The 18,815-nt window shown below is 71.7% G+C and carries 15 protein-coding genes; 13 read left to right on the top strand and 2 right to left on the bottom strand.

Annotated features, from left to right (window positions below):
- From IT184_15475 to IT184_15505, 7 genes are all read left to right on the top strand, one after another.
- Positions 1-1,587, top strand: a complete 1,587-nt coding sequence (locus tag IT184_15475; protein MCC7010207.1) for a tetratricopeptide repeat protein — start codon at positions 1-3, stop codon at positions 1,585-1,587.
- Positions 1,584-3,698, top strand: coding sequence for a PEGA domain-containing protein (locus IT184_15480; protein MCC7010208.1), 2,115 nt, complete (start codon positions 1,584-1,586; stop codon positions 3,696-3,698). The genes IT184_15475 and IT184_15480 overlap by 4 nt, the downstream gene beginning before the upstream one ends.
- Before the next feature lie 65 nt (positions 3,699-3,763).
- The gene (locus IT184_15485) at positions 3,764-4,627 is read left to right on the top strand and encodes a VOC family protein (GenBank protein MCC7010209.1); all 864 of its coding nucleotides are present in this window, start codon (positions 3,764-3,766) and stop codon (positions 4,625-4,627) included.
- Positions 4,628-4,906: 279 nt separating this feature from the next.
- Positions 4,907-6,259: a DUF3500 domain-containing protein gene (locus IT184_15490; protein ID MCC7010210.1), complete on the top strand. Its 1,353-nt coding sequence runs from the start codon at positions 4,907-4,909 to the stop codon at positions 6,257-6,259.
- Positions 6,260-6,551: 292 nt separating this feature from the next.
- Positions 6,552-6,869 (top strand): antibiotic biosynthesis monooxygenase, encoded by a 318-nt coding sequence (locus IT184_15495; GenBank protein MCC7010211.1) that lies wholly within the window; start codon positions 6,552-6,554, stop codon positions 6,867-6,869.
- 9 nt (positions 6,870-6,878) lie between these two features.
- Complete coding sequence (locus tag IT184_15500; GenBank protein MCC7010212.1) at positions 6,879-8,096, top strand: SMP-30/gluconolactonase/LRE family protein; 1,218 nt, start codon at positions 6,879-6,881, stop codon at positions 8,094-8,096.
- Positions 8,097-8,310: 214 nt separating this feature from the next.
- Positions 8,311-8,868 (top strand): mismatch-specific DNA-glycosylase, encoded by a 558-nt coding sequence (locus IT184_15505; GenBank protein MCC7010213.1) that lies wholly within the window; start codon positions 8,311-8,313, stop codon positions 8,866-8,868.
- Here the strand turns inward: IT184_15505 and IT184_15510 are convergent.
- Together IT184_15510 and IT184_15515 are read right to left on the bottom strand one after the other, a co-directional pair.
- Positions 8,843-9,598 (bottom strand): SDR family oxidoreductase, encoded by a 756-nt coding sequence (locus tag IT184_15510; GenBank protein MCC7010214.1) that lies wholly within the window; start codon positions 9,596-9,598, stop codon positions 8,843-8,845. The genes IT184_15505 and IT184_15510 overlap by 26 nt on opposite strands.
- A 53-nt stretch (positions 9,599-9,651) precedes the next feature.
- Positions 9,652-10,935 carry an MFS transporter gene (locus IT184_15515; GenBank protein MCC7010215.1) on the bottom strand — a complete coding sequence of 428 codons (1,284 nt, stop codon included), beginning with the start codon at positions 10,933-10,935 and terminating at the stop codon, positions 9,652-9,654.
- Between the two features lie 45 nt (positions 10,936-10,980).
- Between IT184_15515 and IT184_15520 the strand changes: the two genes are divergently transcribed.
- From IT184_15520 to purL, 6 genes are all read left to right on the top strand, one after another.
- Entirely contained in the window at positions 10,981-11,763 is a 783-nt protein-coding gene (locus IT184_15520; GenBank protein ID MCC7010216.1) for a TIM barrel protein, read from the top strand.
- The gene (locus IT184_15525) at positions 11,726-13,525 is read left to right on the top strand and encodes a formate--tetrahydrofolate ligase (protein ID MCC7010217.1); all 1,800 of its coding nucleotides are present in this window, start codon (positions 11,726-11,728) and stop codon (positions 13,523-13,525) included. The genes IT184_15520 and IT184_15525 overlap by 38 nt, the downstream gene beginning before the upstream one ends.
- A 100-nt stretch (positions 13,526-13,625) precedes the next feature.
- On the top strand, positions 13,626-13,952 hold the full coding sequence (locus tag IT184_15530; protein MCC7010218.1) for a GYD domain-containing protein: 327 nt from the start codon (positions 13,626-13,628) through the stop codon (positions 13,950-13,952).
- Positions 13,953-14,002: 50 nt separating this feature from the next.
- Positions 14,003-14,185 (top strand): hypothetical protein, encoded by a 183-nt coding sequence (locus IT184_15535; protein ID MCC7010219.1) that lies wholly within the window; start codon positions 14,003-14,005, stop codon positions 14,183-14,185.
- Positions 14,186-14,289: 104 nt separating this feature from the next.
- Positions 14,290-14,877, top strand: a complete 588-nt coding sequence (locus IT184_15540; GenBank protein MCC7010220.1) for a hypothetical protein — start codon at positions 14,290-14,292, stop codon at positions 14,875-14,877.
- 13 nt (positions 14,878-14,890) lie between these two features.
- Positions 14,891-18,772, top strand: coding sequence for a phosphoribosylformylglycinamidine synthase (gene purL, locus IT184_15545; protein ID MCC7010221.1), 3,882 nt, complete (start codon positions 14,891-14,893; stop codon positions 18,770-18,772).
- The last annotated feature ends 43 nt before the right edge of the window (positions 18,773-18,815 follow it).

Consider the following 18,815-nt stretch of genomic DNA (forward strand, 5'->3'; position numbering starts at 1 on the left):
ATGCCGACGACGTTCTCCGCGCTGCGACCCTGGAGCCTCGCGCTCTGCATCAGCGTCATCCTGCCGGTGGCCGCCGCGCCGGCGCGGGCAGGGCAGTCGGCGGGCGCCGACGACGAGGTGGCGCGCCGGCAGCTCGAGAGCGGCCGCGCGTTCGTGCGCCAGGGCAACTACGTCGAGGCGCTGAAGGACTTCAAGGCGGTCGCCGAGACGCACGGCACGAGCTCGGTCGCCGACAACGCGCTGCTCGAAATCGCGCGGTACTACCTCGACACGGCGGGCGACACCAAGGAAGCGACCGCGGCCGTCGAGGCGATCCTCAAGACGTATCCGACCTCCGACTCCGCGCCGGAGGCCTACCTGATGGCCGGCCGCCTCGCGCTCGCGCGCGGCCACGCCGCGGCGGATCTCGACGCGGCGCTCGCCAACTTCGAACGCGTGATCCGGCTGTTCCCGGCCTCCGACGTCGTGCCGCGCTCTCTCGTGCTGGCCGCCGAGGCGCACTGGTTCGCCGGCCGGTACGAAACGGCGCTCGGCAACCTGATGCGCGTCGCGCTGGAGTACCCCGACAATCCGGCCGCCGCCGACGCGTATCTCTCGAGCGCGCGCGTGTTCCTGAGCCTGGGCGATCCGGTGTCCGCGCTCGAGCACCTCCAGCGCGTCCGCGACCAGTATCCGGAGTCGCCCGCGGCAGCCACGGCGCTGTCGAGGATCTCGATTCTCCACCGGTTGTACGTGCGCCCGCCGCGGCGGCCGCCGTTCGTTCTCGCGGCCGAGCCCGTGGGACCGGCGCGAATGCGTGACGTCAAGGCGCTGGCGATGACCGCGCGCGGCGCGCTCTACTGGGCGAACGACGATGTGGCCGGCGTCGTGCTGCCGGGCGACGCGCCGGCGTTCGGCACCGGGCTCAAGCCCCGCAATCTCGTCGTCGACATGACGGGTGCCGTGTGGGTGCTCGAGGCGGCGGCGCTGCGGCCTCTCGCCGGCCCATCGGTCCCGCTCGTCGTCACGCGCGGGACCGGCGCACAGGAGCCGTTGAAACGCGCCGACGCGGCCGTGCAGGTCGCGAACGGCGACTGGCTGGTCATGGACGAGACCGAGCGCGGCATCCAGCAGTTCTCCCGAGCCGGCGCGTACATCGGGCCGTTCGCCCTCGCCAAGGTCTCGAAGCTGGTGATGAGCAGCCTCGACGAGATCACCGCGCTGGACCGCGACGAGAAAGCCGTCCTCTTCTACGACGCCACCGGCCGGGTGACGAGCCGCGTGCCGCTCAAGGGGCCGGGATACGAGCTGTCGAATCCGGTGGACTTCGCGTTCGACGCGCTCGGACATCTGTACGTCCTCGGCCGCGACGCGATCGCGGTCTTCTCGCCGTACGCGGCTCCGCCGGCCCCATCGGGCGCGGCGCCCGCGGCCTCGCCAGCCGGGCGAACCGCGGCGCCGGCCAGCCCATACCGGCTGCTCACGATCTTCTCGGAACCCGAGAACAGCCCGGCCGGCTTGCGGCGCGCGACGGCCTTCGCGCTCGACACGAGCGGCGCCGTGTACGTCTTCGACGAACGCGCCGCACGCGTGCTGGTGTACCGATGATGATGACCTCGCGATGGTGGCGCGGCCTCGCGCTCGTGGCGGCGACGTTCCTCACCGGGCCCGCTCGTCCGGCCGCGCAGGTGCCGCTGCCGGCGCCGGCCGCACCGCAGGCGCCGGCCGGCACGCTGGAGCTCCTGCTCGACCAGGGCCGGCGGCTCTTCGATGCATTCCAGTACGACCAGGCGCTGCCGCTGTTCGATCGGCTCATCCTCGCGCTGTCGCCGGGAGGCCAGGCGTCGCGGCCCGATCTGCTCACCCAGGTGTTGGAGCTGCGCGCGCGCTCGCGCTTCGCGCTCGGCGACACGCAAGGCGCGGAGCAGGACTTCTCCGCGCTGCTCGCCCTCAACCCCGGATACAAGCTCGCCGCGGGCGTCTCGCCTCGCGTGGTCGCCTCGTTCGACTCGGTGCGCAAGCTCGTCGTCGGTCAGGTGCTGATGTCGCTGACGCCGGCGGGCGAGGTGCAGATCGACGGCCGCACCGTGGCGCTCGGACCCGACCAGGCGCCGGTCGACCTCGCCGCGGGTGACCACCAGGCCGCGGCGACGCGCCAGGGCTACGCGCCGCTGCAACAGCGGTTCTCCGTCGCGCCCGGCGAGTCGACGACGCTCGCGCTCGTGATGGAGCGCGTGTCGGCGACGTTGACGCTCTCGTCGATTCCCGACGGCGTCGAGGTGTGGCTCGACGGCACGTCGCGCGGCACGACCGCGCGGGGAGCCGCGGCGCCCGGGCCGTCCGCGCCGCTCGTCATCGGCGATCTGCCGACCGGCCCCCATCGGCTGCAGCTCCGCCGCGCCTGCTTCCAGGACGTCGAGCGCACGATCACGGTGGCGCGGCCCGAAGATCTGCAATTGGACGCTCTCCGCCTCACGCCGGCCGTCGCGTCGGTACGAGTGCAAGCGAGCGAGGCGGGCGCCGCCGTGTTCCTCGACGGCGTCGCCAAGGGCTCGGCGCCCGCGGAGATCAGCGACCTGTGCGCCGGCAGTCACGTGATAGAGGTGCGCGGCGCCGGCGGCCGGTACGTCGATCGGCGCGAATGGAAGACGGGCGACAGCGTCGCGTTGAACGCGGTGCTCGAGCCGGCCTTCGCGATCGTCGGCGCCCAGGCAGCGGCCGCCGATCTGCGCGACGAGGCCGAGCGAGCGCTCGCGGCCGCCACGAACGCGCTCGTGTACGCGCCGGCGGCGGCCGATCTCGAACGCGCGCTGGCCGGCGAGAACGTGCCGGCCAACTGGCTCGACCCGCTCGCGCCCGGAGGCAGCCGCACGTCGAAGGACGTCGTGCGCGATCTGTCGCGTCGCCTGAGCGCCAAGCTCGCCACACAGGGCGTCGCCGCCGTGGCGGCCGGCACCGATCGCTCGGAGCTGTCGGTGGCGATCCTCGCCGCCGGCAGCGCCGAACCCGATCTGCTCACGTTCCGGCCCGCCGATCCGGCATCGCGCGCGCGCGCGGTCGAGCGTCTCAGCGCGCCGCTGCCGCCGGTCGTCCGGCCGTCGATGGGGACGTCGGTCGTCGACGTCGACGGCGTGCCGGGTGCGGTGGTCGTTCGCGTCGGCGGCGCGGGCGGGGCGGCGGGACTGGCGGTCGGCGACGTGATCGTCGGGGCCGGCGGCGCACCGGTCGCGACGGTCCGCGATCTGCGCGGCCGGATCGCGGCGCTCCGGCCCGGCGCGCTCGATCTGCCGCTCGACGTGAGAGCGCCCGACGGCACCGCGAGAACCGTCACCGGGGCCATCGCGCTCGTGCCCGATACGCTTCCGCTCCGCGACAGCCGGCTGCCGTACAACCGCGCGATCGTCGATCTGCAGCAGCTCGTGCGGTCGTCGTCGAACGCGCTCGAGAAGGCCGCGGCGCGCGTCAACCTGGCGATTGCGCAGCTACGGGTCGGCAACGTCGCCGAGGCCGAGACGGAACTGCGCGCCGCCGACCTGCCGGCCGGCCCGGGCGTGTCGGCCGGCACGGTCGCCTATCTGCTCGGGCTGTCCCTCGAAGCGGCTGGCCGCACGGCCGACGCGCGTGCCGCGTTCACGAAGGCGGCCGACGCGACCGACGCGCGCCTGTCGGCCGATGGCCCGCTCGTCGGGCCGCTGGCGCGTCAGAAGCTCGGCCGCTGAGCGCGGCGCCAGTCGCGCCCGGCGCGGCGGCAGGGAAGCCGGTCATCGGCCACGACGTCGACGTCATGCCCATTTCGCCGTTCGCCAGGCCCGGCAGAGTCCGGTTGCAGGTCGCCGATCTGGCGCGCTCCATCTCGTACTACCGCGACGTCATCGGGCTGCAGGTGCGATCGCAGGATGCGGGCCGCGCCGAGCTCGCGCCGAAGTCCGACGACGATCGGGTGCTCGTGGAGATCGAGGAACGCCGGGGCGCGACGCCGGTGCCGCGGCGCGCGAACTGGGGGCTGTATCACTTCGCGCTGCTCGTGCCCGATCGCGCGGCGCTCGGCCGGTTCGCGGCCCACGTCCTGCCCTCGGGGCGCGCGAGCGGCGCCGCCGATCACGCCGTGAGCGAAGCGATCTACCTGTCCGATCCCGACGGGCTCGGCATCGAGGTGTACGCCGACCGCCCGCGCGAGCGCTGGCGACGACAGGCCGATGGCGAGCTGCACATGGTGACGGCGCCGCTCGACGTCGAGTCGCTGATCGACGAGGCGGGCGGACGGCCGTGGACCGGCGCGCCGGCCGGCACCGTGATGGGGCACGTGCACCTGCACGTCGGCGACATCGACCAGGCCTCGGCCTTCTATCACGACGCCATGGGCCTCGACCGCGTCGTCTGGTCGTATCCCGGCGCGTTGTTCCTGTCGGCCGGCGGCTATCACCACCACCTCGGCGTGAACACGTGGGGCGCCGCCCGGCCGGCCCGCGACGATCAGGCCAGGCTGCTGTCGTGGGATCTCGAGCTGCCCGATCGCGCCGCGGCCGCGCTCGTGGCGGACGGCCTGCGGGCTCATGGCCATCCGGTCGACCAGGACGAAGTCGGGTGGACGGCATCCGATCCGTGGGGCACGGCGGTGCGAATCCGGACAACGGGCACCCGCGGCTGAGGGCGCTCCGAGCTCCTGCGGCAGGGAGTCGGCCCCGGCGGTCAGCTTCACCGCGGCGCACCCGCGGCTGAGAGCGCTTCGAGCTCCTGCGGCGGGGGTGGCGCCGGACGGGTCCGCCCCGCGTGGCGCGCAGGCGACGCCTGTGATCACGCGCGTTGTGCGGGCACCACGCGGGGCTGTCCGGCGACAGGAGGACCCGCTCGCCGAGTTTTGAAACACACGCTGAGGCCGCGTGCTACGATGCCCAGTCCCCATCAGCTTGCGGAGGAGCCTTTCGTCATGAAGCCTCTCTCTCGTCGCGTCGTCTGGGCCATCGTCGGCGTCGCCGCTGCCGGCATCTGGCTCGCCGGTTCGGTCGTCGCGCAGCAGCGCTCGGCCCCCGGCATGGTCAAAGCCGCCACGGCGTTTCTCGCGAGCCTCACGCCGGAACAGCGGCAGAAGGCCGCGTTTCCGATCGCATCGGACGGCTGCAAGTCCACGCCGCCCGGCGCGGATTGCGAATGGCTGCGCTGGCACTTCATCCCCGCCAGCATGTTCGAGCGCCATGGCGTGCCGCTCAAGGAGATGACCGACGTGCAGCGGCAGCGCGCGCAGGATCTCTTGCACGCCAGCCTCAGCCAGGTGGGGTACACGACGGCGACGACGATCATGAGCCTCGAGCTCGTGTTGCGGGTGACGGAAGGCGCCGACGAGACGGGGCGTTCCGGCGGCCAGCCGATCGGCCAGTTCGCCGCGGCCGCGCCGGCGCCGACGCCCGGCGCGGCCTGCGGGCTCGGCGACCTCAGCGCGATTGCGCCGGCCGCGGCTCCTGCTCCAGCGGCCGGGCAGGCGCGTCGTGGCGGCGGTGGCCAGGGCGGTGGCCAGGGCGGCGGCGGTGGGCAAGGTGGCGGCCAGGGTGGCGGCGGCGCGCGAGGCGGTGGCGGCCGTGCTGGTGGAGGCGGCGGCGGAGGCGCGCCGATCATCCGCGATCCCGACTTGTATTACTTCTCCGTGTTCGGCGATCCGTCGAGCAAGGGATCCTGGGGCTGGCGCGTCGAGGGACATCACGTCTCGCTGCGCTTCGGCGTCGACAACGGCAAGGTGTCGGTGTCGACGACGCCGCAGTTCCTCGGCGCGAACCCGGCCCGCGTGCCCGAGGGCGCGCCCAACGCGGGGCTTCGCGCGCTGGCCGCGCAGGAAGACACGGCCCGCGCGCTCGTGCAGTCGTTGAACCCGGCGCAGTGCTCCGCCGCGATCGTCGCGGCGACGCCGCGAGGCGACATCGCGACCGGCACGACGCTGAACGTCGATCCGATCAATCCCAGGGGGCTGGCCGCGTCGCAGATGACCGCCTCGCAGCGCGAAATGCTCATGAAGGTGATCGAGAGCTACGCGAACGTGATGCCGGCCGACATCGCAGCCGACCGGCTCAACCGGATCAAGACGGCGGGCATCGAGAAGGTGACGTTCGCCTGGGCCGGCTCGAGCGAGCCGCGGCAGCGATACCACTATCAGGTGCAGGGCCCGACGTTCGTGATCGAGCACAACAACACGCAGAACAACGGCAACCACGTCCACTCCGTGTGGCGCGAGTTCAACGGCGACTTCGGCCGCGACGTGCTCGCCGAGCACATGGCCATGTACCCGCACTAGCATCGGATCATCGGGACATCGGAATATCGGGACATCGGATCGGGGGCATCGGGACATCGAGCATCGGGAGATCGGAACGCCGGGTCGGGCTATCGGGGCATCGAGCATCGAACATCGCGCGATGGTCCGATGAACCGATGCGATGACCCGATACTCCGATGACCCGATGCGATAGCCGATGCCCCGATGTCCCGATAACCCGATGTCCCGATGCGATAGCCGATGTCCCGATGGTCCGATGTCCCGATGCGATAGCCCGATGACCCGATGACCCGATGACGGAGGTCCATCAATGTTCGTGATCGTCGCGCAGTGGTATGCGAAGGAAGGCAAGGAGCGGGAGGTGGCCGCGTTGGCGAGCCAGATGATTCCGCACGCCCGGTCGGAGGCGGGTTGCCGGTACTTCACGGTCAACCAGCACGCGGAGGATCCGCGGCGGTTCGTGCTGTACGAGCAGTTCGTCGATCGCGCGGCGTTCGAGGCGCACACGCAGACGCCCGCGTTCAAGGAGCTGGTGGTCGGCCGCATCGTCCCGCTGCTCGAGACGCGCGTGCGCGACGTGTTCCACGCGATCGAGCCCGCCGGCGCCGGCGAGCCGCGCGTGCACTGAGGGCCGGTCATGAGCCCTCGCGTGACCCGCAAGTCCAATCCCCGGCCGACGCGCCGCGACGCCATGCGGCTGATCGGCACCGCGGCGGGCGCGGCCGCCGCGGCCGGCCCGGCCGTCTTCGCCCAGAACCCCGGACCGCCCACCGTCGTGACGATGCCGCCGAGGGATTTCGCTCCGGGCGCGCCGCCCACGCTCTACTTCAACGATCCCGACGTGCTCTCGGCGGATCCGGCGTTCGATCGGCTCGTCCAGCCCAACGCGCCGATCCAGCGGCTGTGGACCGGCGGGTTGTGGCTCGAAGGGCCCGCCTGGAACAGCGTCGGCCGCTTCCTCGTGTTCAGCGACATCCCGAACAACCGGCAGCACCGCTGGCTCGAAGACGACGGCCACGTGTCGGTGTTCCGCGCGCCGGCGAACCACAGCAACGGGAACACGTTCGACTTCGAGGGCCGGCAGCTCTCGTGCGAGCACCTCATGCGCCGCGTCGTGCGGTACGAGCACGACGGCACCATCACGGTGATCGCCGACGCCTTCGAGGGCAAACACCTCAGCTCGCCCAACGACGTCGTCGCGCATCCGGACGGGAGCTGCTGGTTCACCGATCCGCCGTACGGTGCGAGCCTCTACGAGGGCCAGCCGGATCGCAGCGGCGGTCCCACCAACCCTGAAGGGCGCCTGCGGACGCGTGTCGGACAACCTGCCGAGGCTGGTGGCCTGCGCCGCGAGCTGCCGAACGCGATCTACCGCGTCGATCCGTCGGGCCGCGTGGACCGCGTGGCGACCGAGGACCTCGTGCCGGATCCGAACGGGCTCGCGTTCTCTCCGGACTTCAAGCGGCTCTACGTGGCGAGCACGGGCAAGGGGCCCGGCGACACGCACGCCGGCGGCAAGGGCGACCTGCACGTGTTCGACGTCACCGCGGACAACCGGCTCGCGAATCACCGGCTCTTCTCCGACTGCATGGTCGACGGCGTGCGCTGCGCGCCCGACGGCGTGCGGTGCGACGTCGACGGCAACATCTGGTGCTCGAGCAACGCCGGCCGCGCCGTCGGCTACAACGGCGTCACGATCTGGTCACCGGCCGGCCGGCTCCTCGGCCGCATTCGCCTGCCCGAGGTCTGCGGGAACATCTGCTTCGGCGGTCCCAAGCGCAATCGCCTGTTCATGGTGGCGAGCCAGTCGCTCTACGCGATCTACGTCAACACGCAAGGCGCCGGGCCGGCATGAGGGCTTCGACGCGGGAGTCGTGAGTGCTGAGCGCTGTGCTCTTGGACGGCCGATGGCTGGAGCGGCACACGTGCGATGCCGGGTAGAGCCGCTGGCGCTCTGGGCACGCGATCGCTTCCTCCGGGGACCGGCACGTGATGTCCAGCGTGCGGTAATCCAGCACGGCCGCTACGGCTTCTAGCACGAGAACCTGGCCAAGCTCCTATCGTCGACCGTGCCTTCCTTCCCCCCGCTCCGCGACGCGGTTCGCCCTCCGGTCCGCGTGCTCTTCGTCGGCATCAATCCCGGGATTCGATCGGCGCTGACCGGGCATCACTTCGCGGGGTACTCGAACCGGTTCTGGAAGCTCCTGTTCGACTCGGGTCTCGTGCCCGAGCCGATCGGATATGCCGACGATCGCCGGCTGCCCGAGTGGGCCCTTGGCATCACGAACCTCATCGCGCGCGCGACGCCCGGCATCGACGCGCTGCGTCCGGACGAGTACGTCGAGGGCGTGCGGAAGCTGCGGCGGAAAGTACGGCGCTGGCGGCCCGAAGTCGTGGCGTTCGTCGGCGTCACCGTCTATCGCGCCGTGCGCGGCGGGTCCCGGATCACGCCGGTCGCGCTCGGCTTGCAAGCCGACACGTTCGAATCCGCGCGCGTCTTCGTGGTGCCCAACCCCAGCGGCCGGAACGCGAACTTCTCGTACGACGAGATGCTCGCCGCCTTTCGCGCGCTGGCGCGCGACGTCAGCCGTAAGCCTCGGCCTATCCCGACCATCCGCCGTCGATGACCTGGAGCGTGCCGGTGGTGAACGCGGACTCGTCGGAGGCGAGGTACACGGCGAGCGCGGCGATCTCCTCGGGGCGGCCGAGGCGTCCCATCGGCTGCCGAGCCTTGAAGGCGGCGAGCACGGCCTCCGCGCTCTCGTCGCTCGCCACGGCCTGCGCGGCGATCCGCTCGCGGAGCGACGGCGAGTCGACCGTGCCGGGGCAGATCGCATTGCAGCGGATGCCGGTCGTGACGTAGTCGGCCGCGATCGCGCGGGTGAGCCCGGCCACCGCGGCCTTCGTCGTGCAGTACACGAACCGGTTCGGGACGCCGCGGGTGACGCCGGCGATCGACGCGATGTTGACGATCGATCCGCCGCCGCGCGCGAGCATGCCCGGCAGGAACGCGCGGATCACCCGGTACATCGACCGGACGTTCACGTCGACAGAGCGATCGAACGCCTCCTCGTCGCACTCGAGGATCGATCCGGCATGCACGTACCCGGCGCAGTTGACGAGCACCGTCACGCCGGTGAACCGCTCGGCCGCGTCGGCGATCGCCGCCTTGTCGGTCACGTCGAGCGCGAGCGTCGCACGGCGCGTCCGCGCGGCCAGATCATCCAGGGCCGCGCCGTTGACGTCCGTCGCGACGACCGCGGCGCCCTCGCGCGCGAACGCTTCCGCAATCGCCCGCCCGATGCCCTGTCCAGCCGCCGTGATGAACGCCGTCTTGCCGGCGAGACGCCCGCTCATGACTCAACGCCCACGGCTCGCGGCTACTCCGTTTCGGTCTGCTTCCGTCTTCTTCATCTTCCCCTCGGCACCGTGAAGATCGCGGCCGCGCCCACGATCTGGACGGCCGCCACGACGTACAGGCCCGTCTCGGGGCTGTGGGTCACGTCGCGCAGCCAGCCGACGACGTACGGGCTCACGAAGCCGGCGAGGTTTCCGATGGAGTTGATGGCCGCGATGCCGGCCGCGGCGGCCGTGCCGGTCAGAAACGCCGTCGGCAGACCCCAGAAGAGCGGCGTCGAGCTGATCAGGCCCGCCGCCGCGATCGACAGGCACGTCACGGCGAGCCCGGTCCTGGCGCCGGCTTGCGCGGTGAGGCACAAGCCCACGGCGCCGAGCAGCAGCGGGATGGCGGCGTGCCAGCGACGCTCGCGCCGCCGGTCGGCGCTGCGGCCGAACAGCAGCATCGCGACCACCGCGACGGTGTAGGGGATCGCGGTGAGCAGCCCGATCTCGAACGTGCCGCTGACGCCGGCCGCCTGCACGAGCGTCGGCATCCAGAACGTGAGGCCGTACTGTCCCATGACGGCGCAGAAGTAGATGAACGACATCAGCCAGATCCGCCGGTCGGCCAGCACCGCCCGCACCGACGGATGTTCGACGATGCCCGCGGCGTCGTCGGCGAGGCGCTGTTCGAGCAGCCGCTTCTCGTCCTCGGTGAGCCATCGCGCCGGCCGGATGCCGTTGTCGAGGTAGAACATGACGGCGACGCCGAGCACGAGCGCGGGGATCGCTTCGATGACGAACAGCCACTGCCAGCCGGCCCAGCCGCTCGTGCCGTGGAATGCGGCCATGATCCAGCCCGAGAGCGGCCCGCCGAAGATGCCCGACACCGGGATGGCTGTCATGAAGAGCGCGATCACGCGCGCGCGGCGGTCGCTGGGAAACCAGTAGGTCAGATACAGGATGATGCCCGGGTAGAAGCCGGCCTCCGCGATGCCCAGCAGGAAGCGGAGCGCGTAGAACGTGAGCGGCGTCTCGACGAACACGAACGCGGCCGACACCAGCCCCCACGAGATCATGATGCGGCCGATCCACAGACGGGCGCCGACGCGGTGGAGGACGACGTTGCTCGGCACCTCGAACAGGAAGTAGCCGATGAAGAACATGCCGGCGCCGAGGCCGTAGATCGTCTCGCTGAACTGCAGATCCTGCAGCATCTCGAGCTTGGCGAAGCCGACGTTCACGCGGTCGAGATACGCGACCACGTAGCAGACCATCAGGAAGGGGAGCAGCCGCCAGGTGACCTTGCGATAGACGGCGTCTTCGAGCGGAGCAGACACGGCGGGCGACGTCATCGTCAGCGCGCCGACAGTCTACAGGCAAACGCTATGATCGTCGGGATGCGGAAGTTCGCGGCGAACCTGGGATTCCTGTTCACCGAGCGGCCGTTCCTCGAGCGGTTCGGCGCGGCGGCGCGCGCCGGGTTCGCGGCGGTCGAGCTGCTCGTGCCGTTCGACACGCCGGCGGAGGCGATCGCGCGCGAGCTCGAGCGTCACCGTCTGGTGAACCTCGGCTTCAACATCGGCCCGGGCGATTGGGCCGCCGGCGAGCGTGGCATCGCGTCGTTGCCCGGGCGCGAAGAAGAATTCCGGCGAAGCGTCGCGCAGGCGCTCGCGTACGCCGAGACGCTCCGCACGCCGCAGTTCCATCCGCTCGCCGGCATCGTGCCGCCAGGAGGCGACCGCGCCCGCCATCGCGCCACCTACGTCGAGAACCTGCGATTCGCCGCGCGTGAAGCCGCGCGGCACGGCCGCACGGTCGTGATCGAGACGCTCAACGCGCGCGACATGCCCGGCTACTTCCTGACCACGTGGGCGGACGCCGACGCGATCCGCGAGGCGGTCGGCGAGCCGAACCTCAAGCTGCAGATGGACCTGTACCACACGCAGGTCGCCGAGGGGGATCTCACGACGAAGCTCCGGCGGTACGCCGGCGCGATCGTCCACGTCCAGGTCGCGGGCGTGCCGGATCGTCACGAGCCAGACGAGGGCGAGGTGGATTACCGGCACATCTTCCGGGTGCTCGACGAGGTCGGCTATTCCGGCTGGATCGGCTGCGAGTACCGTCCTCGCGGACGCACGGAGGATGGGCTGGGGTGGAGGGAGCGGCGCGAAGAATCGTGAAATCGTGCGTTCCGAGTTGAGTCGTGTCAGACTATGCGCGGCCAGTCACAGCGCACAACTCATAGAGCACCACTCATCGCGCACAACTCATCACTCAGAACCGCTCGAGCGTTCCCTCTCCGTGCCGCCCCGTCCCATCGCCGATGTCGCCGCTTCCGCGGGCCTTCTGCCCGACGAGCTCGACGTGTGCGGCGCGCATCGCGGCAAAGTGCGGCTCTCGGTGCTGCGCCGGCTCGCCGATCGGCCCGACGGCAAGCTGGTGATCGTCACGGCGATCACGCCGACGAAGGCCGGTGAAGGCAAGACCACGACGAGCATCGCGCTCGCCGAAGGGCTCGGACGTATCGGCCGCCGCGTCATGCTCGCGCTCCGGCAGCCGTCGATGGGCCCGGTGTTCGGCACGAAGGGCGGCGGCACCGGCGGCGGCCGCGCGCAGCTCGTGCCGATGGAGGAGATCAACCTCCACCTCAACGGCGACTTCCACGCCGTCGCGGCGGCGCACAACCTGCTGGCCGCCGCGATCGACGCGTCGATCTACCACGGCAACCCGCTCCGCATCGATCCGAGCTCGGTCGTCTGGCCGCGCACGGTGGACATGAACGAGCGGCAGTTGCGGTACTTCGTCGGCGGGCTCGGCGGCAAGCCGCACGGGACGCCGCGTGAAGGGCAGTTCGTCATCACCGCGGCCTCCGAGGTCATGGCCGTGCTCGCGCTCGCCGTCGATCTCGCCGACCTCCGGCGCCGGCTCGGCCGGATCGTCGTGGCCAGCGACGCGGCCGGCGCGCCGGTGACGGCCGAGGATCTGCGGGTGGCCGGCGCGATGACGGTCATCATGAAGCAGGCGCTCCTGCCGAACCTCGTGCAGACGGGCGAGGGGCAGCCGGCGCTGGTGCACGCGGGCCCGTTCGGCAACATCGCGCACGGCGCCAGCTCCGTGCTCGCCGCTCGCGTCGCGTTGAAGCTCGCCGATCTCGTCGTCACGGAGGCCGGCTTCGCGAGCGATCTCGGCTTCCAGAAGTTCTGCGACATCGTGTGCCCGGCCGCCGGCGTCGCACCGAGCGCGGCCGTGCTCGTCACGACCGTGCGGGCCCTGAAGTCGCACGGCGGCGTCCCGTTCGAGTCGCTGGCGTTCGAGAATCCGGACGCCATCGCGCGCGGCGCCGAGAACCTTGCCGCGCACATCGACATCGTGCGGCAGTACGGGCTGCCGTGCGTCGTCGCCGTCAATCGCTTCCCGAGCGACACGGCCGGCGAGCTGGAGCTCGTTGGACGGCTCGCGCGCGAGGCGGGGGCCGACGTGGTCGTGGCGCACGACGGCTACGGACAGGGCGGCGCCGGCTCGACCGATCTCGCATCGGCCGTCGCGGCCGCGTGCGAGCAGCCGTCGCGCTTCGCGCCGCTGTCGCCGCCCGGCACGCCCGTCGAGGAACAGATCCGCGCCATCGCCACGCGGCTCTACGGCGCGAGCCGCATCGATCTCGAGACGTCGGCCACGCAGGATCTCGCCCGGCTCACGGCGCTCGGCCTCGGCGCGGCACCCGTGTGCATGGCCAAGACGCACCTGTCGCTCTCGCACGACCCGGCGTTGCGCAACCGGCCGAGGAACTTCGTGCTGCCGGTGCGCGGCCTCGTGCCCAGCGCCGGCGCCGGCTTCGTCGTGGCGCTGTGCGGCGAGATGCAGCGCATGCCCGGCCTCGGACGCACGCCGGCCTTCATGGGCATCGACATCGACGCCGACGGACGGACCGTCGGGTTGACCTGACCGATTCGTCAGCCGCCGCGGTCCCGATCTGCTATGGTGCGTCTGCCATGAGCGTCGATCGCGCCGTGGCGGCGCGAGTCGACGAGGCGACGAGGTCACGATGCCCAAGTATCTGTGCGAGGCCGACTACTCTCAGCAGGGGACGAGCGGGCTGATCAAGGACGGCGGCTCGAAGCGACGCGCCGCGGTCGAAGCCGCCACGAAGTCGGTGGGCGGGACGTTGGAGGCCTTCTACTACGCCTTCGGCATCCGCGACGTCGTCATCATCGTCGACCTGCCCGACAACGTCACGGCGGCCGCGCTGTCGTTGGCGGTGGGCGCGACAGGGGCCGTGACGCTCAAGACGACGCCCCTCATCACGTGCGAAGAGATCGACGCGGCCGCGAAGAAAGCCGTGCGCTACCGCGCGCCGGGCGCAAAGAAATAGCACGCTGAGGCGCTTGACGGGGGGCCGGGGCGCGGCCATGCTGGAACGATATGCAGCGTGTGTACGTCTCGGCCGGCAAGACGCAGTGCCGGTTCTGCGGTGAGGACGTGGCCGTGAACCGGCTGTCGGTCCACATCGCCCAGAAGCACCCCCGGCCCGGCCCGGCCGATACCCGGCCTTCGCTCGTCCGCAAGCAGGGCACCCGTCGCAAGGCGGCCTCACCGCGCACGTGAAGCCCTGGGAGGTGCTCGCCAGGGCACGCACCCCTCACGACACGGAGCTCACCCTCACGAGGCACGTGAGCGAGTTCGCGATTCTGGCCGACGGCCGCAGCCTGATGTCGAGCCGGACGCACTACTCGGAGGACGTCCTCGCACGGCTCGGATGCCGCCGCGCGAGCGCGATCGCCGCGCCCGTGGTCCTGATCGGCGGCCTCGGGATGGGGTTCACGTTGCGGGCGGCGCTCGACGCGCTGCCGGCCACCGCGTCGGTGATCGTGGCGGAGCTCGTTCCGGAGGTCCTGGCGTGGAATCGCGGGCCGCTCGCGTCGCTCGCCGAGCATCCGCTCGACGATCCGCGCGTGCGCGTCGAGCTCGACGACGTCGGCGCGGTGATGCGCGCGCGCCCACGGGCGTTCGACGTCGTCCTGCTCGACGTGGACAACGGGCCGGTGGCGTTCGCCGACACCGCCAACGCCCGGTTGTACGAAGAGGCGGGCATCGCGAACGCCCATCGATCGCTCCAGCCAGGCGGCGTCCTCGCGGTCTGGTCAGCCAACGACACGCGCGCATTCGCCCGGCGCCTCCGCGCGCGCGGCTTCGGCGTCGAGTCGCATCGGGTCGGCGCCGGCCCTGGGAACCGCGGGCAGAGGTACACGATCGTCGTGGCGACCGCGCCGCCGTCCGGCGTGGGGCCCGTACTATAAAATTCGATCGGCAATGCTGATCCTTCCGGGCGCGGCAGCGCTGTCCCCCTTCCGCCTGCAACGCCTGCGTGGGACCGTGCGCGACGCCGCCGCGGGCGTCAGCGCCCTCGCGTCGCAGTACATCCACTTCGCGGATCTCGCGGGCGATCTCGACGCGCGCGAGCGCGGCGTGCTCGATCGCCTGCTCCAGTACGGGCCGCGCCGCGAGGCCGTGGACGATGCCGGCGAGCTGTTTCTCGTCGTGCCTCGCCCGGGCACCGTGTCGCCCTGGTCGAGCAAGGCCACCGACATCGCCCACAACGCGGGGCTCTCGAAGATCCGCCGCGTGGAACGCGGGATCGCGTACTACGTCACGGGCGACGCGGAGCTCGTCGCCGAAGCCCGCGCGCGCATCGCCGCCGGTCTGCACGACCGCATGGTCGAGACCGTGTTCTTCCATCTCGACGAGGCCGCCCGGCTGTTCGAGCAGGGATCGCCGCGTCCGCTCGTCACGATCGATCTCGCCGCCGGCGGGCGCGACGCGCTCGTCCGGGCGAACCGCGAGCTCGGCCTGGCGCTCGCCGACGACGAGATCGACTATCTCTCCGCGGCGTTCGCGGCGCTCGGCCGGAATCCGACCGACGTCGAGCTGATGATGTTCGCCCAGGCGAACAGCGAGCACTGCCGCCACAAGATCTTCAACGCCACGTGGGACGTGGACGGCGTCGAGCAGGCGCGCAGCCTGTTCGGCATGATCCGGCACACCTACGAGCGCGGCGACACGCGCGACGTGCTCAGCGCGTACTCCGACAACGCCGCGGTGATCCGCGGACACGAGGCGCGCCGGTTCTTTCCCGAGCCCGGCTCCGCGCAGTTCGGCTACCACGCCGAGCCCGTGCACATCATGATGAAGGTCGAGACGCACAACCACCCGACGGCCATCGCGCCGTATCCGGGCGCGTCGACCGGATCGGGCGGCGAGATTCGCGACGAGGGCGCCGTCGGGTGCGGCGCGCGGCCCAAGGCCGGGCTGGTCGGGTTCAGCGTCTCGAACCTCCGCGTGCCGGGGTACGAGCAGCCGTGGGAGGAAGATCACGGCAAGCCGGATCGCATCGTGTCGGCCATGCAGATCATGATCGACGGGCCGATCGGCGCGGCGGCGTTCAACAACGAGTTCGGCCGGCCGGCGATCTGCGGCTACTTCCGCACGCTCGAGCTGCGGCATCGCGGCCGCGTGCGCGGCTATCACAAGCCGATCATGGTGGCCGGCGGGCTGGGCAACATCCGCGAGGGCCATGTCCGCAAGCGCGACATGCCCGCCGGCTCGCTGCTCGTCGTGCTGGGCGGTCCGGCCATGCTGATCGGGCTCGGCGGCGGCGCGGCGTCGTCGATGAGCGCCGGCGCGAGCGACGCCGATCTGGACTTCGCGTCGGTGCAGCGCGACAACGCCGAGATGGAGCATCGCTGCCAGGAAGTGATCGATCGCTGCTGGCAGATGGGCGATCGCAACCCCATCCGGTTCATCCACGACGTCGGCGCCGGCGGCCTGTCGAACGCGCTGCCGGAGCTCGTCAAGGACGGCGGCCGCGGCGCCGCGATCGATCTGCGCCGGATCCCGACCGCCGACGCCTCGCTGTCGCCGCTCGAGATCTGGTGCAACGAGGCGCAGGAGCGCTACGTGCTCGCGATCGCTCCCGGCGATCTCGACGTCTTCCGTGACCTCTGCGCGCGCGAGCGCTGCCCGTTCGCCGTCGTCGGCGAGGCGCTCGCCGAGCCGCACCTGCACGTCGCCGATCCCGTGCTGGGCGGCGCGCCCGTCGACGTGCCGCTGTCCGTGCTGTTCGGCAAGCCGCCGCGCATGCACCGCACGGTCAACCGGCACGCCGCGCCGCGCGCGGCCGTGTCGTTCGGCGACGTGAGCCTCGTCGACGCGGCCGACCGCGTGCTCCGGATGCCGGCGGTCGCCGGCAAGGGCTTCCTCGTCACGATCGGCGATCGCAGCGTCACCGGCCTGGTCAGCCGGGATCAGATGGTCGGCCCGTGGCAGGTGCCGGTCGCCGATGCCGGCGTCACGCTGACGGGCTACGACGGCTATGCCGGCGAGGCCATGGCGATGGGCGAGCGCGCGCCGCTCGCGCTCATCGACGCTCCGGCGTCGGGGCGCATGGCCGTCGCCGAGGCGATCACGAACATCGCCAGCGCGCCCATCGCGAAGCTCTTCGACGTGAAGCTCTCCGCCAACTGGATGGCCGCGGCCGGCCAGCCCGGCGAGGACCAGGCGCTCTTCGACACGGTCCGCGCGGTCGCGATGGATCTCTGCCCGGCGCTCGGCCTGATCATTCCGGTCGGCAAGGACTCGATGTCCATGCAGACGCGATGGAGCGACGACGGCGCCGAGCGCTCGGTCACGGCGCCGCTCTCGCTCGTCGTTTCCGCGTTCGCGCCGGTCGTCGACGTGCGGCACGTCGTCACGCCGCAGCTTCGGCCCGACGAGGATGCCGTGCTGCTCCTCGTCGATCTCGGCGCGGGCCGCGCGCGGCTCGGCGGCTCGGCGCTCGCCCTCGCATGGAACCGGCTCGGCGGCGCGCCGCCGGACCTCGACGATCCGGCGCGGCTCGCCGCGTTCTTCGAGGTCGTCCAGAGCTGCCTGCAGGATCGGCTGCTCGTCGCCTATCACGATCGATCGGACGGCGGGCTCTTCGCCGCGCTCTCGGAGATGGCGTTCGCCGGGCACTGCGGGCTCGACGTCGACACGACGGCGCTCGGCCCCGATTCGCTCGCGGCGCTCTTCAACGAGGAGCTCGGCGCCGTGATCCAGGTGCGCGTGAGCGACCTGGCGGCCGTACGCCAGCGGTTCGCCGCGGCCGGGCTGGGCGCGATGACGCACGCGATCGGGCGCGCCGTGCCTGGCGACGTCGTGCGGTTCACCTACGAGGGTGCCGAGCGCTATCGCGCGTCGCGCGTCGATCTGCACCGTGCCTGGGCGGAGCTGAGCTACGCGATGCAGAGCCGCCGCGACAACCCCGACTGCGCGCGCGAGGAGTACGAGAGCCTTCTCGACGCGGACGATCCCGGGCTGTCGGCCGCGCTCACGTACTCGCCGGCCGACGACGTCGCGGCGCCGTACATCGCGACGGGCGCGCGGCCGCGCGTCGCGATCCTGCGCGAGCAGGGGGTGAACGGCCAGTACGAGATGGCGGCCGCCTTCGAGCGCGCGGGATTCGACGCGTTCGACGTCCACATGAGCGACGTGCTGACCGGGCGGGTGGACCTGGCGGCGTTCCACGGCCTCGCGGCGTGCGGCGGCTTCTCCTACGGCGACGTGCTGGGCGCCGGAGAGGGCTGGGCCAAGACGATCCTGTTCAACGCGCGCGCGCGCGATCAGTTCGCGGCGTTCTTCGCGCGCCCCGACACGTTCTCGGTCGGCATCTGCAACGGCTGCCAGATGATCTCCGCGCTCCACGAGATCGTGCCGGGCGCCGCGCACTGGCCGCGCTTCGTCCGCAACCTGTCCGAGCAGTACGAGGCGCGCGTCGCGCTCGTCCGGGTCGAGCGCAGCCCGTCCGTGCTCTTCGCCGGCATGCACGGCTCGCAGATCCCCATCGTCGTCGCGCACGGCGAGGGGCGGGCGGAGTTCGGCGACGCCGGCACGCTCGAGGCCCTCGAGGCGCGCGGTGGCGTCGCGCTACGCTGGGTCGACACCCGCGGCCAACCGACCCAGCGGTTTCCCTCGAACCCGAACGGATCGGCGAGCGCCATCGCGGCCGTGTGCTCGGACGACGGCCGCGTGACGATCACGATGCCGCACCCGGAGCGCGTCTTCCGGACCGTTCAGAATTCCTGGGCGCCCGCCGGATGGGGAGAAGACGGCGCCTGGATGCGGATGTTCCGCAACGCGCGCGTCTGGCTCGGGTAGCGTCTCGTCACGCAGAGCTCGTCATTCAGCGCTCACGCCTTCC

It is taken from the genome of Acidobacteriota bacterium (assembly GCA_020853395.1).
Taxonomy (GTDB): Bacteria; Acidobacteriota; Vicinamibacteria; order Vicinamibacterales; family SCN-69-37; genus JADYYY01.

What these genes read in the sequence shown, in the direction of transcription:
- IT184_15475 (MCC7010207.1), top strand. Translation starts at nt 1, where the DNA reads ATGCCGACGACGTTCTCCGCGCTGCGACCCTGGAGCCTCGCGCTCTGC.
- IT184_15480 (MCC7010208.1), top strand. Translation starts at nt 1,584, where the DNA reads ATGATGATGACCTCGCGATGGTGGCGCGGCCTCGCGCTCGTGGCGGCG.
- IT184_15485 (MCC7010209.1), top strand. Translation starts at nt 3,764, where the DNA reads ATGCCCATTTCGCCGTTCGCCAGGCCCGGCAGAGTCCGGTTGCAGGTC.
- IT184_15490 (MCC7010210.1), top strand. Translation starts at nt 4,907, where the DNA reads ATGAAGCCTCTCTCTCGTCGCGTCGTCTGGGCCATCGTCGGCGTCGCC.
- IT184_15495 (MCC7010211.1), top strand. Translation starts at nt 6,552, where the DNA reads ATGTTCGTGATCGTCGCGCAGTGGTATGCGAAGGAAGGCAAGGAGCGG.
- IT184_15500 (MCC7010212.1), top strand. Translation starts at nt 6,879, where the DNA reads ATGAGCCCTCGCGTGACCCGCAAGTCCAATCCCCGGCCGACGCGCCGC.
- IT184_15510 (MCC7010214.1), bottom strand. Translation starts at nt 9,598, where the DNA reads ATGAGCGGGCGTCTCGCCGGCAAGACGGCGTTCATCACGGCGGCTGGA.
- IT184_15515 (MCC7010215.1), bottom strand. Translation starts at nt 10,935, where the DNA reads ATGACGTCGCCCGCCGTGTCTGCTCCGCTCGAAGACGCCGTCTATCGC.
- IT184_15520 (MCC7010216.1), top strand. Translation starts at nt 10,981, where the DNA reads ATGCGGAAGTTCGCGGCGAACCTGGGATTCCTGTTCACCGAGCGGCCG.
- IT184_15525 (MCC7010217.1), top strand. Translation starts at nt 11,726, where the DNA reads ATGGGCTGGGGTGGAGGGAGCGGCGCGAAGAATCGTGAAATCGTGCGT.
- IT184_15530 (MCC7010218.1), top strand. Translation starts at nt 13,626, where the DNA reads ATGCCCAAGTATCTGTGCGAGGCCGACTACTCTCAGCAGGGGACGAGC.
- IT184_15535 (MCC7010219.1), top strand. Translation starts at nt 14,003, where the DNA reads ATGCAGCGTGTGTACGTCTCGGCCGGCAAGACGCAGTGCCGGTTCTGC.
- IT184_15540 (MCC7010220.1), top strand. Translation starts at nt 14,290, where the DNA reads ATGTCGAGCCGGACGCACTACTCGGAGGACGTCCTCGCACGGCTCGGA.
- purL (MCC7010221.1), top strand. Translation starts at nt 14,891, where the DNA reads ATGCTGATCCTTCCGGGCGCGGCAGCGCTGTCCCCCTTCCGCCTGCAA.